General features: G+C 37.9%; 14 protein-coding genes. 5 read left to right on the top strand and 9 right to left on the bottom strand.

Going from position 1 to position 14,706, the window contains the following annotated elements; all coding sequences use genetic code 11:
• Positions 1-199: 199 nt before the first annotated feature.
• The 3 genes from MKY45_RS03685 to MKY45_RS03675 all read left to right on the top strand — a co-directional run bounded on the left by MKY45_RS03685 (position 200) and on the right by MKY45_RS03675 (position 3,854).
• Positions 200-1,339 (top strand): Gfo/Idh/MocA family protein, encoded by a 1,140-nt coding sequence (locus MKY45_RS03685; RefSeq protein ID WP_212928672.1) that lies wholly within the window; start codon positions 200-202, stop codon positions 1,337-1,339.
• Between the two features lie 95 nt (positions 1,340-1,434).
• Positions 1,435-2,322: a sugar phosphate isomerase/epimerase family protein gene (locus tag MKY45_RS03680; RefSeq protein ID WP_256705671.1), complete on the top strand. Its 888-nt coding sequence runs from the start codon at positions 1,435-1,437 to the stop codon at positions 2,320-2,322.
• A gap of 107 nt (positions 2,323-2,429) precedes the next feature.
• Entirely contained in the window at positions 2,430-3,854 is a 1,425-nt protein-coding gene (locus MKY45_RS03675; protein ID WP_042531779.1) for a sugar porter family MFS transporter, read from the top strand.
• 64 nt (positions 3,855-3,918) lie between these two features.
• On the opposite strand, the gene MKY45_RS03670 is transcribed toward MKY45_RS03675, so the two are convergent.
• From MKY45_RS03670 to MKY45_RS03630, 9 genes are all read right to left on the bottom strand, one after another.
• The gene (locus MKY45_RS03670) at positions 3,919-5,511 is read right to left on the bottom strand and encodes a solute:sodium symporter family transporter (RefSeq protein WP_042531777.1); all 1,593 of its coding nucleotides are present in this window, start codon (positions 5,509-5,511) and stop codon (positions 3,919-3,921) included.
• Positions 5,512-5,545: 34 nt separating this feature from the next.
• Positions 5,546-6,565, bottom strand: coding sequence for a Gfo/Idh/MocA family oxidoreductase (locus tag MKY45_RS03665; RefSeq protein WP_042531775.1), 1,020 nt, complete (start codon positions 6,563-6,565; stop codon positions 5,546-5,548).
• Between the two features lie 236 nt (positions 6,566-6,801).
• Positions 6,802-7,107: a PTS lactose/cellobiose transporter subunit IIA gene (locus MKY45_RS03660; RefSeq protein ID WP_193062877.1), complete on the bottom strand. Its 306-nt coding sequence runs from the start codon at positions 7,105-7,107 to the stop codon at positions 6,802-6,804.
• A 2-nt stretch (positions 7,108-7,109) separates the two neighbouring features.
• The gene (locus MKY45_RS03655; RefSeq protein WP_193062876.1) at positions 7,110-7,406 is read right to left on the bottom strand and encodes a PTS sugar transporter subunit IIB; all 297 of its coding nucleotides are present in this window, start codon (positions 7,404-7,406) and stop codon (positions 7,110-7,112) included.
• A 183-nt stretch (positions 7,407-7,589) separates the two neighbouring features.
• Positions 7,590-8,345 (bottom strand): DeoR/GlpR family DNA-binding transcription regulator, encoded by a 756-nt coding sequence (locus tag MKY45_RS03650; protein ID WP_193062874.1) that lies wholly within the window; start codon positions 8,343-8,345, stop codon positions 7,590-7,592.
• Between the two features lie 25 nt (positions 8,346-8,370).
• Positions 8,371-9,381 (bottom strand): LacI family DNA-binding transcriptional regulator, encoded by a 1,011-nt coding sequence (locus tag MKY45_RS03645; RefSeq protein WP_226894752.1) that lies wholly within the window; start codon positions 9,379-9,381, stop codon positions 8,371-8,373.
• Positions 9,382-9,652: 271 nt separating this feature from the next.
• Positions 9,653-11,065, bottom strand: coding sequence for a D-xylose transporter XylE (gene xylE, locus MKY45_RS03640; protein ID WP_341172531.1), 1,413 nt, complete (start codon positions 11,063-11,065; stop codon positions 9,653-9,655).
• An 89-nt stretch (positions 11,066-11,154) separates the two neighbouring features.
• Positions 11,155-11,967, bottom strand: a complete 813-nt coding sequence (locus MKY45_RS03635) for a sugar phosphate isomerase/epimerase family protein (protein ID WP_256705666.1) — start codon at positions 11,965-11,967, stop codon at positions 11,155-11,157.
• Positions 11,967-13,010: a Gfo/Idh/MocA family oxidoreductase gene (locus MKY45_RS03630; RefSeq protein ID WP_341172530.1), complete on the bottom strand. Its 1,044-nt coding sequence runs from the start codon at positions 13,008-13,010 to the stop codon at positions 11,967-11,969. The genes MKY45_RS03635 and MKY45_RS03630 overlap by 1 nt, the downstream gene beginning before the upstream one ends.
• A 446-nt stretch (positions 13,011-13,456) precedes the next feature.
• On the opposite strand from MKY45_RS03630, the gene MKY45_RS03625 reads away from it, so the two are divergent.
• Together MKY45_RS03625 and MKY45_RS03620 are read left to right on the top strand one after the other, a co-directional pair.
• Entirely contained in the window at positions 13,457-14,269 is an 813-nt protein-coding gene (locus tag MKY45_RS03625) for a DeoR/GlpR family DNA-binding transcription regulator (RefSeq protein WP_256705664.1), read from the top strand.
• A gap of 2 nt (positions 14,270-14,271) precedes the next feature.
• The gene (locus tag MKY45_RS03620; RefSeq protein ID WP_042531760.1) at positions 14,272-14,661 is read left to right on the top strand and encodes a tautomerase family protein; all 390 of its coding nucleotides are present in this window, start codon (positions 14,272-14,274) and stop codon (positions 14,659-14,661) included.
• Positions 14,662-14,706 lie beyond the last annotated feature (45 nt).

Below are 14,706 nucleotides of genomic sequence, written 5' to 3'. Positions count from 1 at the left end.
CATACTTACTACAGCCCGCGGCTGTTTGGAAAACTATTTTATAAAGTATATCAAATAAAACACCAAAATACCAAAGAGCAAGATTCTTAAATTTTAAAGCAATATTAACTAATGACTTGTCTAAAAATCTATAATAGTATTCTAGTTAGAAACAGAGTTAATAAAAACTTAACAAAAAGTTACCTAGGAGGTATTTAATATGGATGTAAGAATTGGATTAGTCGGTGCAGGATGGATGGGAAAAGCTCACAGCAACTCATTTGTAAACGCTTTAATGGCTTTCGGGCCTGAATATGGAAAACCTGTATTTGAAGTGGTATCGGACGTAAGCGTGGAAGCGGCACAGGCAGCCTGCAATCAGCTTGGGTTCTCAAGATATACCACCGACTGGCAGGATATTGTCACAGATGAAAATGTTGATATAGTTGACATTGCAACACCAAACGCTTTTCACTACGACATTGCTAAAGCTGCTTTAGAGAATGGAAAACATACTTATTGTGAAAAACCATTAACACTGACAGCAGAACAATCGGTTGAACTAGCAGAGCTTGCCAAAGAAAAAGGTGTCGTTAACTATGTTGGCTATAATAATGTAATGAATCCTGCGAACGCTTATGTTAAAGAACTCGTGGAAGCCGGAAAACTAGGCAAGATTGTTAAATTCACTGGAACATATGACCAGGATGGTTTATTAGATGAATCGCTTCCAATCACCTGGAGACATATCAATAAATTCTCCGGTTCCGGTGCTTTAGGAGATCTTGGCTCTCACTTACTAAGTATATCTCAATATATTTTAGGAGATATGGAAAGTGTCAATGCAATCTCCCAAACCGTTATCAAAGAACGCCCGGCTCAAGCCGGTTCGGAGGAATTACAAGAGGTAGAAAATGAAGATGTTATCTCTTTCTTAACCAATTATGAAAACGGTGCAATTGGAACGATTTCTTCCAGCAGAATTGCTTCCGGCCGTAAAAATCATTTAGCTTATGAAATTCAGGGTACAAAAGGGTCTGTTCACTATACGCTGGAAAGAATGAATGAAGTGAATGTTTACTTCACTTCCGATAATGAGGCAGACCGCGGCTTCCGCACCGTCTTATTAAACCCGGAGCACAAAGGGTACAGCGCATTCCATCCAGCTGCTGGAATCTCCATCAATTACAATGACATGAAAATATTGGAGGCGCATGAATTATTATCTGCTGTAACGAAAAACACACCGTACACATGTGATTTTGAATTCGGGGCGAAAATCGATCAAACCGTAAGTGCTATTTTAAAATCAGCAGAACAGAAAAATTGGGTTCAAGTAAAAAATACAGTTCAAGTATAAAACGAAACTACACTCAGTGGGGGTTTTTCGGACGGTTCTCCGTGATAATCGGATCGTTTCATTGCGATAACAATATATGCCAGGAGGAGTTACGTATGAACATTAAATTAGGTTCCGCGCCAGATTCATGGGGAGTTTGGTTTTCGGAAAATGATAAACAAACACCGTGGGAGCGCTGCTTAGACGAAATGGCCGACGCCGGCTACAGCGGTCTGGAGCTTGGTCCATGGGGCTATCTGCCGAATGAATACAGCAAATTAAAAGCAGAATTGGACAAGCGTCAATTAGATTTAGTAGCAACCACGCTGGTAGGTGATTTAACATCTGAAACAAGTACGGATGAACTGATCCAGCAGCTGGATAAAATGAGCGAGCTGCAATTGAAATTTCCAACAGCAGAATATGTTGTGCTAATCGATGATTGCTATACGGATTTATTTACCGGAGAGCTTGTCCGCTCACCAGAATTAAATGATGCAGAATGGAAGCAGTTCGTCAACCATGTAGATAAAATCAAAAATCATGCAAAAAGCAAATATGACTTAGAGGTTGTTTTCCACCCGCATGCGCAAAGCCATATCGAAACAGAAGAACAAATTGAAAGATTGCTGCAGGACAGTGATGTGAAGCTTTGTCTGGACACAGGACATCATGCGTATACAGACGGGGATGCAGTTGCATTTATGCGCAAGCACCACAAACGTATCCCCTACCTGCATATTAAAAGCTGTGATTTGAAAGTAAGAGAAAAAATGCAAAAGGAAAACTGGTCCTTTGCCAAAGCAGTCAGTGAGGATATTATGTGCGAGCCGGAAAAAGGGGTCGTTGATTTTGAAGCCTTTATCGATGTCTTGAAGGATATTGATTTTGATGGATGGGCAGTTGTTGAGCAGGATATGTACCCTGCCCCATTTGATAAGCCTTATCCGATTGCGAAAAGAACGTATGATTATGTAGACGGACTGATTAAGAAAAGGCAGTGACCAAATAGAGAGAAAACAATCTCAGGAAAAAGAGATATCATGAAGAATTACTTCATGGTATCTCTCATTTAATAGCTATTATGGTATTAAAAATGGGAGGAAATAAAATGAGTAAACCAAAAAATAATAACCGCTATATTCTCACCGTCGTGCCGATTATCGCATTAGCAGGATTCTTATTTGGATATGATACAGCAGTTATTTCCGGGGCAGAGCAATCCGTACAAAAATACTTGATTGAGCCGCTGGGTCTAGGTTCCTTCACACATGGTTTTACGGTATCCAGTGCCTTGATCGGTTGCGTGATTGGCGGATTCATTTCTGGATTTCTAGCAAATAAGATCGGCAGAAAAAAGACCTTGATCTTAGCAGCATTACTATTTTCTGTATCCGCTTTCACCAGTGCGTATCCGGAAATTCTGTTTTTCACAAAGGATGATCCGACACTCGGCCTATTATTCATGTTTAACATCTATCGTGTTATCGGGGGAGTTGGCGTTGGAATCGGATCAGCCATTGCGCCAGTTTACATCAGTGAATTAACACCAAAGCAGAGCCGCGGTAAATATGTAGCATTGTATACCCTATCCATCGGAATCGGTGCCCTGATTGTTTATATCGTTAACTTAAATATTGCTTCTGGTCAATCACTTGCTTGGATTGATGACTTTGGCTGGAGATATATGTTTGCTTCGGAGTTAGTACCTGCTCTGCTCTTTTTCATATTACTATTATCCGTACCAGAAACCCCAAGATATCTGGCATTGAAGCAGGAATACGATAAAGCAGCCATTGTACTAGAGAAAGTAAATGGATCAAAGGAAAAAGCACAGGCTATATTAGCAGATATCAAAGAATCCGTCCGCTTTGAATCAGCTAAAAAAATCAGCATCTTTACGTACGGCAAACTTGTCTTGTTTGTCGGGATTATGGTCGCTATCTTTCAGCAGCTGATTGGAATCAATGTTATTCTCTATTATGCACCGCGTATTTTTGCAGAGCTGGGAGCAGAACAATCCGCCTCGATGCTGCAAACGGTAATTGTAGGTATTGTGAACGTAGTCTTTATGGCAACAGCGATTCTTCTAGTAGACAGCATAGGAAGAAAACCGATGCTCATCGGCGGTTCCATACTTTGTGCCTTTAACTTATTTATGGTTGCTATCCTGGCATACTTTGAAGTCTTTGGCATTTCAACATTGATCTTCATGCTGTTATATGTAGCGAGCTTCCAGTTAACCTGGGGTACGGTCACATGGATTGTTGTATCCGAGATATTCCCGAACCGCATTCGCGGACAAGCTGTATCTATCGCAACTGCATTACACTGGATTGCCAACTTAACGATTTCTTCCACGTTCCCGCCAATCCATGATGTATTAGGCGGAATGACATTCTCGATTTACGGTGCATTGAGTGTGCTTGCTGTTATCTTTATTTGGAAGTATGTTCCGGAGACGAAAGGAAAAACATTGGAAGAGTTAGAGCATATTTGGGAAGATAATAGCACTGATAAAAAGGCAGTATTGTAAAAATAGTTAATCAACACAAAAGAAAGCAAACATCTTTAACATGGATGTTTGCTTTCTAAATATATTAATTAGCTAATACAAGTGGAGAAAAGACAATATAGGATGCGACAACAACAACCAGAATCAGAATACCAACCCATCTAACATGCTTCCAAGGAGTGATATCGACTTTGTTTGTATATTTGTCGAATTGGAAATCTTCCTGAGATGGTTTCTTTTGGCTATAGAAATATAGAATAGCTAAATCTACTAAAAACAGGACACTCCAAACATATAGATAATGAATATCCGGAATAACAACTTTAGACAATGCATATACAACAATGTGGAAAATCAATGTAATCTTTGCACCGGTTGCAGATGTTTTTTTAGAATAAAAGCCGACTAGAATAATTGCTAAAAGCGGCATACTATACAACCCGTTAAACTCTTGGATAACTGCATACAATCCTTGCGGGAATAAAGAGATTAATGGTGCAACAAGAACAACAATAACACCAATGACAATCGTTAAAACTCTTCCTGCTTTTGCGATTTGACGGTTTGTTGCTTGTTTATTAATTACCGGTTTATAAAAGTCTAAGCTGAACAAAGTAACCGTTGCACTTAACGATCCAACGAAAGAACTCATAATTGCTCCAAACACTACTGCCCCAAACAGACCGGCAGCCCAGTTTGGTAACACTTCTGCTACTAATGCAGGGTAAGCAAGATCCATCTGCATGCCATCACCAAACATATTGTAGGCGATAACACCAGGAATAACTAAGAAAAACATGCCGGAAATTTTAAAGAACCCGACAATCATAGCGCCTTTTTGCGCTTCTTTTAAGCTTTTCGCGGCTAGTGCTTTTTGAACAATCATTTGGTTTGTACACCAGAAATACAAGTTATTGAACAACATTCCTAAAAATAATGTTGGCCACGGTACAATTGGCGAGTCCAGTGCACCCCAAGCATTTAATTTTTCTGGATGGCTTGTTAAAAAGTTATCCAGACCAGCGAAGAAGCTATTTTCACCAAGTGCGATGATGCCTAACACCGTAATGGTCAGACCGCCAAGAAGTAAGCCGATGCCATATAGTGAATCACTATGAGCAATCAGGGAGAGTCCGCCGACAAATAAATAGGTTACCCCAACTAAACCAATAACTGTTGAGATAATAATCACAGCTGTTATTCTGCTGACTCCCAAGTGCTGCTCAATTCCAAATAAATCATTAAAAATCAAAGCTCCAGAGTATAAAACCACGGGCATAAAGCTGACAATGTAAGTAAATATAAACAAAATAGATACAATTCTTTTGGTAAATGTATCATACCGAATTTCAATAAAGTCAGAAATTGTATTGACACCATATTTGAAATATTTTGGTAAAAATACCCACGCTAACATAACGATAGCAACGGAGGCAGTTACTTCCCAAGCCATCACTTCCATACCAGCTACATAGGCTTGACCATTTTGTCCTACCAGCTGTTCTGTCGATAGGTTAGTCATAATGATGGTCATCCCAACCGTTGTTCCGACAAGGGAACGCCCGCCTAAAAAGTAACCCTCTGAATCTTTTTTATCGATACTTCTTGTACGATAAAAAGCATAGAGATAAATCAATACCAACACAGCAACAAAACTGATAATACTAAATAAATTCATTTTATTCTCCCCCTAAAATGATATGCATGGTCCTTTAATAGTGAATATCCACCAATTTATTCCCGTCAAATGATTCTTGGCATGCTAACGCTACCTCTGTTCCGCGTAACCCATCAAGAGCAGTTACTTCAGGCTGCTGATTTTCACGAATGCAGCGGACAAAGTCCTTTAATTCATTTACATACGCTTCTGCAAATCGTTCAGGAAAATGCTGCGAGGATGGGCGGATTGCACCATGCTCATTAAATACAGCTACTTTATTTTTTTCAGGAGATGCAGCAATCCGCAGCATGCCTTTGGTTCCAATAATTTCTGTTTCTACATGGTAACCATGGGAAGCTGTACGGCCAGCCACCAGCAAAGCGGTTACATCATTGTCCAATTTCATAGTAACTGTTCCTAATTCCAATTCATTCAGCTCATTCAATTCCGGCGCAGCTTTATTCGTTCCTGTTGCCCAAACAGTCGAAATTTCTGATTTGGTCAGCCATCTGATCACATCAATATCATGGACGCTCATATCCAGGAACAGCCCGCCGCTTGGACTCTTCTTAGCAAAGTTGACAAAGCTGTCTAACCCTTGGATTGGATCAATACTATAGGAACGAATTAACGAAATATCTCCAATTTGTCCGCTATCTATCATTTCTTTCGCATATAGATAATCTTCATCAAATCTTCTCATAAATCCTAAGTGAAAAATGCGGTCACTTTTCTCAATTTCATCTATCGTTTGCTTGATATCTTCTACTTCTAAACCAATTGGCTTTTCACAAAAAATATGCAAATTCTTCTTCAATGCTAAACGAATATGCTCTGTATGGAATCCAGAAGGTGTAACAATGCAAACAGCATCTAACTCCGTTTGTTCCAGCATTTCCTCATAATTTGTGTAAACATTTGGGACTTTATATTTTTCCTTTACCTGTTTATTTACTTCCTCATCTAAATTAGAAACCGCTGTCAATTCGACTCCTTTTAGATTATAGATATTTTCTGCATGAATCAGTCCTAGTCTTCCTAATCCTGCAACACCAATTTTAAGCGTTTTCATTTGAAATTCTCCTTTGTTAAACTTATAGATATGTTCACTTACGTTGTTACTATGTTATATACTATTATAAAAATTAATATTTAGTCAAGTTTCTATCAATTTATGATTAATTTATTGTTATCTTTTGTAATCAATTGATTAGTATCTGCATGTTTAAATTCGCTGGACACCTCTTTTTTTCATAAAAAAATCCTGTAATGGCATATACCAATTACAGGATAATCTTTTTCTATGATTTATTTTTTTAAATGAAGCTCTGCTAATTCCTGCGCCATATCACAAATCATTTGAGCATTTGTCACATGATCCATCGCATGAATGACATAAATATTGATATCTGTCTGCTGCTCACGGCTGTTCAGTTGCAAAAGCTCCGTCTGTTTTTTATGAGCAGCTATCAAATGCTTTTTAGCATCAGCGATGCCTGCTTCATATCCTTTTATATCTTGTTCTTTTGCAAGACCTAATGCCTGATAAGCTAACGTTTTTGCTTGAGAAGCTTCTGTAATCAAAGGCATAAATACTTCTATATCGATCGCCATTGTTACGCCTCTCTTATCTGTTCAAAAATGCTGTAAACATTCATGCTGTTATAGTCTTTCACTGAAATTTTAGCGACTTTTGCATTTGTTGATGCTTCGTAATTCTCAGCGCTATGATGAATTTGGGGCCCTAATAATACAACATCTATATTATGCTCTTTCACGTAATCCAAGCCTTCTTCCAGACTTTTAGATTGAATATCGATACCTTGCCCTTTTTCTTGCGCAAGTTCATTTAATTTTTTTACTAATAAACTGGTTGTGATCCCTGCTTCACATACTACAATCACTTTTTCCATCCGTTACACCTCTTTTTTAGTTATATTCGTCACACTGATTCGTGCAATTAAAATATGGAAATAGAAATTTCTTGATGATTGTGCACCCTTTCACAGTGTGAAGTTTTATTTTATATTAAAGAGTTTACCCTAAGAATGCAATTTTTCTGCATACAATCATTTTTTATGAAGAGTATTACAAAATCAATTTGGATAAATTACTTCATATTGATTTTGTTCACTATGTGTTATATATGCTTTCGGAGGTTCCTGATCCGTTATTAAATAATCAATGTCATCAAAATTACAATAGGTAGTCAATGCATACTTATCAAATTTTGTATGGTCTACAAGAATAAATACTTGCTCACTTTTTTGGATTACTTTTGCCTTTACTTGTGTTTCTAAAGGAGATGAATTCGTTATTCCTTTATCCAGTGAAAGTCCTGTCGAAGCCATAAAAGCTTTATTAAAATTATATTTTTGGATTACTTCTGCGCTTTCTGTTCCGACGTAAGATCTTGTAGAACGCTCGAAAACCCCGCCTGTTGAATAAATGTTTAAATTGGGATAAGCACTGGCATCCAATGTGAAATCGAGATTGTTGGTCACAATAGTAATATTTTTATACTTGATAAAATCAAGCAATTCTACGGTAGTGGTTCCTGAATCAAGAAATATAATATCCCCATCCTCAATAAATTCCGCTGCTAATTTTGCAAGCTTTTGTTTTTCATGGAATTGCTTAACTTTCCGGTCTTGATACGGAACGGTCAGCGGTTTTGAAATAGACACCCCGCCGTAAACCTTCACCAATTGTTCTTCATCTACAAGCTCCTGAATGTCCCGTCGGATTGTATTTTTAGAAACCCCAAATCGATCTACAAGTTCATCAAGTGATACAGATTCTTTTTCTTTCACATATTCAAGTATTGCAGTTACCCGCTGCGCTTTCATCATATAGCATTCTCCTTCTAAGAATTTATTACTGCCGACCTTCCCCCACCGTCCCCCGAATCACTAATCTCGGAGCTAATACGATTCGCTGCTTCACTTTTTCCGTTCCATTTATTTCCTCTACTAAGAGCTGAACAATTTTTTCAGCCATCTCCTCCGTCGGTTGTGCAACAGTTGTTAACTGAGGGTAGCACATTTGAGCCAGAATAGAATTATCAAAACCAACAATAGATACATCATCAGGAATCATCAGACCTGCTTCCCGAACTCCTTGCATGGCACCAATTGCCAAAGGTTCTGTAGATGCAAAAATTGCCGTTGGCGGCTCTTGCATGTTAACCAGCTTCCCAGCTGACTGCGAAGCATCCATAAAGCTGGAATTATCTATTGAAATAAGTGATTTGCTCGCTTCCATTTGCTCATCCTCCAACGCCTGCTTATACCCGTCTACCCTTGCCTTTACAGATGAAAAATACATATCCTCTGTTATCATCGCAATCCGCTGATGACCTTTTTTTATTAAATAAGAGGTTGCTTCATAAGCTCCTAAATAATCATTTACTAAAACTGTATTCAAAGGCAGCGAAGGAACTTCCCGGGATAAAAGCGCAATAGGAATATTACTGTTTTTCAACTCCTGTAACGCCTTCGCATTTTTCAAGCCGGTCGCAATAATAATACCATCTACATATTTTTTACGAAGAATAGCAATATACTCTTTTTCTTTAACAAGATTATTATCTGTACTGCAAACAATTAAGCTGAACCCATATTTGCGTCCATTATCTTCAATTTTCCTGGCAATTTCTGCAGAAAAAGGATCAGCGATAGATGGAATTAATAATCCAATTGTTTGCAGCCTTTTCTGCAATGCAGGTGCAGCAATTGGCTGATAACTTAGCTTCTGCATACTTGCCTCTACTTTTTTCTTCGTTTTATCTGCAATACTGCCCGTGCCGTTCATTACTTTAGAAACGGTGGAAATAGAAACTCCAGCCTCTTTAGCTACATCATAAATTGTCGGTCGCTTCTCTTTCAAGAACATTTCCCTACTTTCTTATCATGTATCGTTTTCTTATCATTAAGTAACTTTAATTCTACAGTAAACAACCTGAGTACGCCATAGATGTAAAACGGTTCTTATTTCACTATTCTTTAAAATCATTAGAAAACTTGGTTGTCACCAGGCCTTTAGGTGACAACCTTAGTTACACTTATGCAATAAGAAAGTTTATACTTTCTTACCTGCTAAAAAAGCCTGATATAGTCGCAAACTACATCAAGCTTTTTTTCCATTCTATCTTGTTTCCCTACACAGCTTTGTTCTGCTGCGAGTTCGCCTGTTTATCTTCCCAATACTTTTCAATTTCTTCTAATGTTTTCCCTTTTGTCTCAGGGACAAGCTTTAGAACAAACAATAGCGCGAGTACACACATAATGCCATAGAAAGTATAAGCAAATCCTGCCCCAAATTCTAATAAAGACGGGAACGTAGAAGATATCAATAGATTCGAACCCCAGTTTGCCACAACAGTGATTGCCATAATCTGGCCTCTTACCTTATTAGGGAACAGTTCTGAGGCTAATACCCACATCAACGGACCAAATGATAGATTATAGAATGCCACAAAAATCAAGATAAAGATAAGTGCGCCAATCCCCATTTGATCAAGATATGCTAGTGCAGCAACACCAAACATTCCTACAGCCATACCAACGGAACCTACAATCATTAATAATCTTCTTCCAACTCTGTCAACTAACAGCATTGCAATTAATACAAAGATAAAGTTAACAATTCCGATGATTACCGTTTGAAACATCGATCCATCTGAACTCGCACCCATTTCCGCAAAAATTCTTGGAGCATAATATAAGATAACATTGATGCCTACAAATTGTTGAAATGCAGCTAATAAAATACCAACAATGACAACTAATTTCCCATAAGAAAACACTCGAACATTTTTTACATCAACGGTTTGTTTGATTTCTTGATAAATTGCGTTTGCCTTTTCCTTCGAGTTATTCACTTTTTCAAGTATTGTCAGTGCTTCTTGATCTTTATTTTTAGAGATTAAATACCTTGGTGTTTCCGGAACAAGGAATAACAATCCAAAGAATAACAGGGCTGGTATTGCTTCTGAAGCAAACATATACCTCCAGCCTACATCATGAATCCAGCTTAATTCCTGCCCCGCTGCGATTCTCCAGTTAACAAAATACACAAAAGACATCCCGAATATAATCGCTAAATTATTTAATGTTACCAATTTCCCTCTAATATTCGCGGGAGATGTTTCACTAATGTATAAAGGTCCAAGTCCCGACGCTAAACCTACGCCGATTCCACCGATAATACGATAAAAATTAAACATAATGAAAAGTCCCATTGTCTGGTTATCTTTCGTAAAGAATAGAAATTCAGGATAAGCCGATAACAGAGCAGAAACGAAGAATAATACAGCAGCTACTAACAGGGAGTTTTTGCGTCCAATTCTGTTAGAAAGAAATCCGCTGATTAACCCTCCGACAATACAACCAATTAACGCACTGGAAACGGTTAATCCATGTGCGAATGTCCCTAGGCCGAGACTCTCCATAAAATACACTTGCAAGGATTGCTCAGCTGCAGAAATAACAGCTGTGTCATAACCAAACAATAATCCTCCTAAAGCGGCAATCAATGTTAATGTAACAATATATCTTGTATTTTTCTTCATGTATTTACCCCTCTTCCCCTTTTTAAATACCTTCCTGGAAAGCGTTGTCATTCATATGAAGGAAACAGCGCCTTAAAAGCGCTGAAACCTTAGTATTTCTCCCATTCTTTTAACTGTTTTAATGACGCACGATAATATGCTGTAATAACACCTAAGTAGTCTCCTTCTTTCACAGGAGTAAAAGGATTAGGTCCGGCAGCTGTCATTTCCATAATCACAGGACCTGTATAACCGATTTCTCCTAAAACAGCTACCTGTTCTTTTAAATTTGCATGTCCATTACCAATAGCTTGTCTATTGGAGTCAGCAATATGATAAACGCCCAAATTTTCTCCGGCATCCTTCAACGCTTGAACAGATGAGCTTTCTTCAATATTCATATGATAAGCATCTAATAAAATAGTAAGATATTTACTTTGAACCTCATCTATCAATTTTTTTGCTTCTTTTGACGTGACTATTTGATGATTTTCATAACGATTAAGCACCTCATAAACAATAGGCATTTCGAGTTCTTCTGCTTTTTCTACTATTTGCTTTGTACTTTTCACAAGCAATTCCCAGTCTTTATCCGAGTTACCTGAACCTGTTATTTTCCCAACTTCACCATGAAGACAAATTCTACCTGCTCCCAGCTCTTTAGCCCAGATTAATAATTCCAGAAAGTAATTAACAGCATCCACTCTGACTTTTTCATCAATACTTGAAATATCAACATTATCCGGTGTCACAGATAAAGCCTTTAAGTTATATTCTTTCAGTAATTCTTTTATTTCCGCAGGGTCATCCTCTAAGTTTCCTTGCACTTCAACACCATCTACACCAATCTCTTCCGCAAGCTTTATCTTTCTCTGTGTATCTACATCTCCAAATGTCCATAAGCATAGCCCATATTCTCTCATTACATTGCTTCCTCCTTTAACTGTAATGAAATAACATCTTCTACTTTTACAGGAAGTCCTGTTTTCACAGACTCAATACTTGCCAGCGCCAAATACAATGCCCATTCTGCATTTTCAATAGATACTTTTGGCGTTACTTCTTCATTTTGTACCGCTTTCACAAAATGCTTTAATTCATCAACATATGCATCAAATAAAAGATCTTGATCATATCTGGTAGTTTGGTAGCTTGCTCCAGCTGTATTAAATTTTTGCATGCTGGATGTTTTGATATCTCCTAACGTAATCATTCCTTCCGAACCAAATACTTCCGCACGTACATCGTATCCATATTTAGCCTGAAAGCTGGCATCCGCTACCGCAATACATCCATTATCAAACGTTATCGTCACCACAGAAGTATCCAATAATCCGTTTTCCTTCAAATCCGGCCGGATAAGCGCATCTGCTTTCGCATATACCTCTACCGGTTTCGCTCCTGGATTTAAGTACATCAACGTATCAAAATCATGAATCAATGTTTCTATAAATATCGTCCATTCCGGTTTCTTTTCTGGACCAGAAAGCTCTGGATCTCTCGTATTTGAACGAAGCAGCTGTACGTCCCCTAGCTGTCCATCAACAATTTCTTGATGCGCTTGTTCAAAACCCTTTTCAAAACGACGATTAAAACCAACTTGGACCGGTACAGGATTTTTCTTTGCAGCTTTTTTGATCGCTTTCATCTCTTCTATCGAAACTGCCATTGGCTTTTCACAGAAAACGGGCTTTCCATGTTCAATCGCTTGAATAACATTTTCCGAATGTGTTCTTGCTGGAGAAACTATCACAATGGCATCTACTTCAGAATCTTGAATTAAATCTAACGGATTTGTATAAATTTTAGCTTCTTCTCCAATATGTTGTAATACGTTTTCAGCAGATTGTGGAAATGGGTCTGCAATCGCATACAATTTCGCCCCAGGAATACGCTGCGCAATTGTTTGGCCATGAAACGCCCCCATTCTTCCAGCACCTATCAATCCTATATTTAATGTTTTCATAAAAATTCACCCCTTCTTTAGGAAAGTGTTTTCCTTATGACGATGATTATAAACAGGCTTTCAATTCATGTCAATATTAATTTATATAAAATAAATTAGAAATAAAACAAACTATACAGGAAAACACTTTCCCTTTTTTCACCTTTATTATTAGCAAAAAACTCGTATTAGCTCTTCTAATGCCCAAAAAGAAGACAAACCAAAGTCTATCTTTCTATTTCAGTATGTCATTTTTGTTCTAACAAATTTCATAAACACAATCTACTGCTCTTCTGCAGAGCAAATATCTCAATAAACATTAACTTACCCATCCTTCTAAAAGAAAACGCATCCAAAAACACCGTCACATCAACAAAACAATAAAATGCTCAAATAAATTATAAACTTTTGGTCATTTCTTGTTAACTTTTTGGATTCCTTGTGTTATACTCGATGTAAGAAAAGAGGTGATCAACATCAAATCGAAGCGTATCGCTGCATTACAAGAATATATTACGTTCAAGCAAAGAGCTTCTTATGATGAACTCGTTGATAAATTTGCAGTTTCTAAAAATACTATCCGTAATGATGTGCAGGAGTTATGTAAGACCGGTGACATTGTTAAGGTTCATGGCGGAGCAGCTGTTAATCAGCCTGCTGAAAAAAAACAGCAAAACAAAGATATCACCAAGCCTTTAACCTCCTTCACTTACCGGCAGACAAAGAATCTGCCAAATAAACAAAGGATTGCGGAACAGGCTGCCAACTATATTCAAGATGGGGACATTATTTTTATAGATACGGGAACAACCGTATTAGAGCTCATTAAATATATTCAGGACAAACAAATCACGATTGTAACGAATAATATTGATTTCATCCTGAGAACGATGCCTTATGAAAACCTTACTGTTTATAGTTTGGGAGGCGCGCTTAACCGCAGAACGCAGTCGTTTACAACGATTCAGGCACAGGAAATTCTAAAGAATTATAATATTAACAAAGCATTTTTAGCTGCTACTGCGATTTCTATCAAAAATGGCGTAACGAGCTCTATTCCTGTGGAAAGCGAATTGAAATCTTATATAGCGGAACAAATCGAGCAGAAGCTGTTGTTAGTTGATCATCAAAAATTCGATAAAGTCGCTTTAACTACTTATTGCAATCTGAACCAGCTGGATTATCTGATTACAGATCAACGCCCTGGTCAAGCGTATATCGACTATTGTAAGAATTATAATGTCGAGCTTGTTATTGCAAATCAAAATGAAGGAGTGTAGAGATGCCCCTAATTAAAGTTGATTTAATCAAAGGTCGAGAACCGGAGGAAATCAAACAAATTTTGGATGCAGCGCATCAAGTTGTTTTGGAAGCGTTTCATGTCCCTGAGGGTGATCGTTACCAAGTTGTAACACAGCATGAACCCTACGAAATGATTATGAAGGATACCGGGCTCGGCTTTGAGAGAAGTGATAACGTCATCCTTTTTACCGTCATCAGTACACAGCGGACGGACAAGATGAAGAAAGACTTTTATCAGCTTCTGACAGAAAGGTTAGAGCAGCAATGTCAGGTAGATCCAAAGGATGTCATGATTACCTTTGTCACGAATGGCGCCGGAGAATGGAGCTTTGGATTTGGCAAGGCACAATTTTTAACCGGTGACCTCTAGCATTTTTCAACTAAGTTATCTATTTTCTCTAAATTTTTCAGAGAA

This window comes from Oceanobacillus sp. FSL K6-0251, from assembly GCF_038004725.1.
In the GTDB taxonomy this organism is placed as follows: Bacteria; Bacillota; Bacilli; order Bacillales; family Amphibacillaceae; genus Oceanobacillus; species Oceanobacillus oncorhynchi.
Note: the sequence above shows the minus strand (reverse complement) of the source record. Positions and strands in the feature narration are given on the sequence as shown.

Excerpts from the sequence above, each read along its gene's own strand:
- MKY45_RS03685 (WP_212928672.1), top strand. The coding sequence starts at position 200 with ATGGATGTAAGAATTGGATTAGTCGGTGCAGGATGGATGGGAAAAGCT.
- MKY45_RS03680 (WP_256705671.1), top strand. The coding sequence starts at position 1,435 with ATGAACATTAAATTAGGTTCCGCGCCAGATTCATGGGGAGTTTGGTTT.
- MKY45_RS03675 (WP_042531779.1), top strand. The coding sequence starts at position 2,430 with ATGAGTAAACCAAAAAATAATAACCGCTATATTCTCACCGTCGTGCCG.
- MKY45_RS03670 (WP_042531777.1), bottom strand. The coding sequence starts at position 5,511 with ATGAATTTATTTAGTATTATCAGTTTTGTTGCTGTGTTGGTATTGATT.
- MKY45_RS03665 (WP_042531775.1), bottom strand. The coding sequence starts at position 6,565 with ATGAAAACGCTTAAAATTGGTGTTGCAGGATTAGGAAGACTAGGACTG.
- MKY45_RS03660 (WP_193062877.1), bottom strand. The coding sequence starts at position 7,107 with ATGGCGATCGATATAGAAGTATTTATGCCTTTGATTACAGAAGCTTCT.
- MKY45_RS03655 (WP_193062876.1), bottom strand. The coding sequence starts at position 7,406 with ATGGAAAAAGTGATTGTAGTATGTGAAGCAGGGATCACAACCAGTTTA.
- MKY45_RS03650 (WP_193062874.1), bottom strand. The coding sequence starts at position 8,345 with ATGATGAAAGCGCAGCGGGTAACTGCAATACTTGAATATGTGAAAGAA.
- xylE (WP_341172531.1), bottom strand. The coding sequence starts at position 11,065 with ATGAAGAAAAATACAAGATATATTGTTACATTAACATTGATTGCCGCT.
- MKY45_RS03635 (WP_256705666.1), bottom strand. The coding sequence starts at position 11,967 with ATGAGAGAATATGGGCTATGCTTATGGACATTTGGAGATGTAGATACA.
- MKY45_RS03630 (WP_341172530.1), bottom strand. The coding sequence starts at position 13,010 with ATGAAAACATTAAATATAGGATTGATAGGTGCTGGAAGAATGGGGGCG.
- MKY45_RS03620 (WP_042531760.1), top strand. The coding sequence starts at position 14,272 with ATGCCCCTAATTAAAGTTGATTTAATCAAAGGTCGAGAACCGGAGGAA.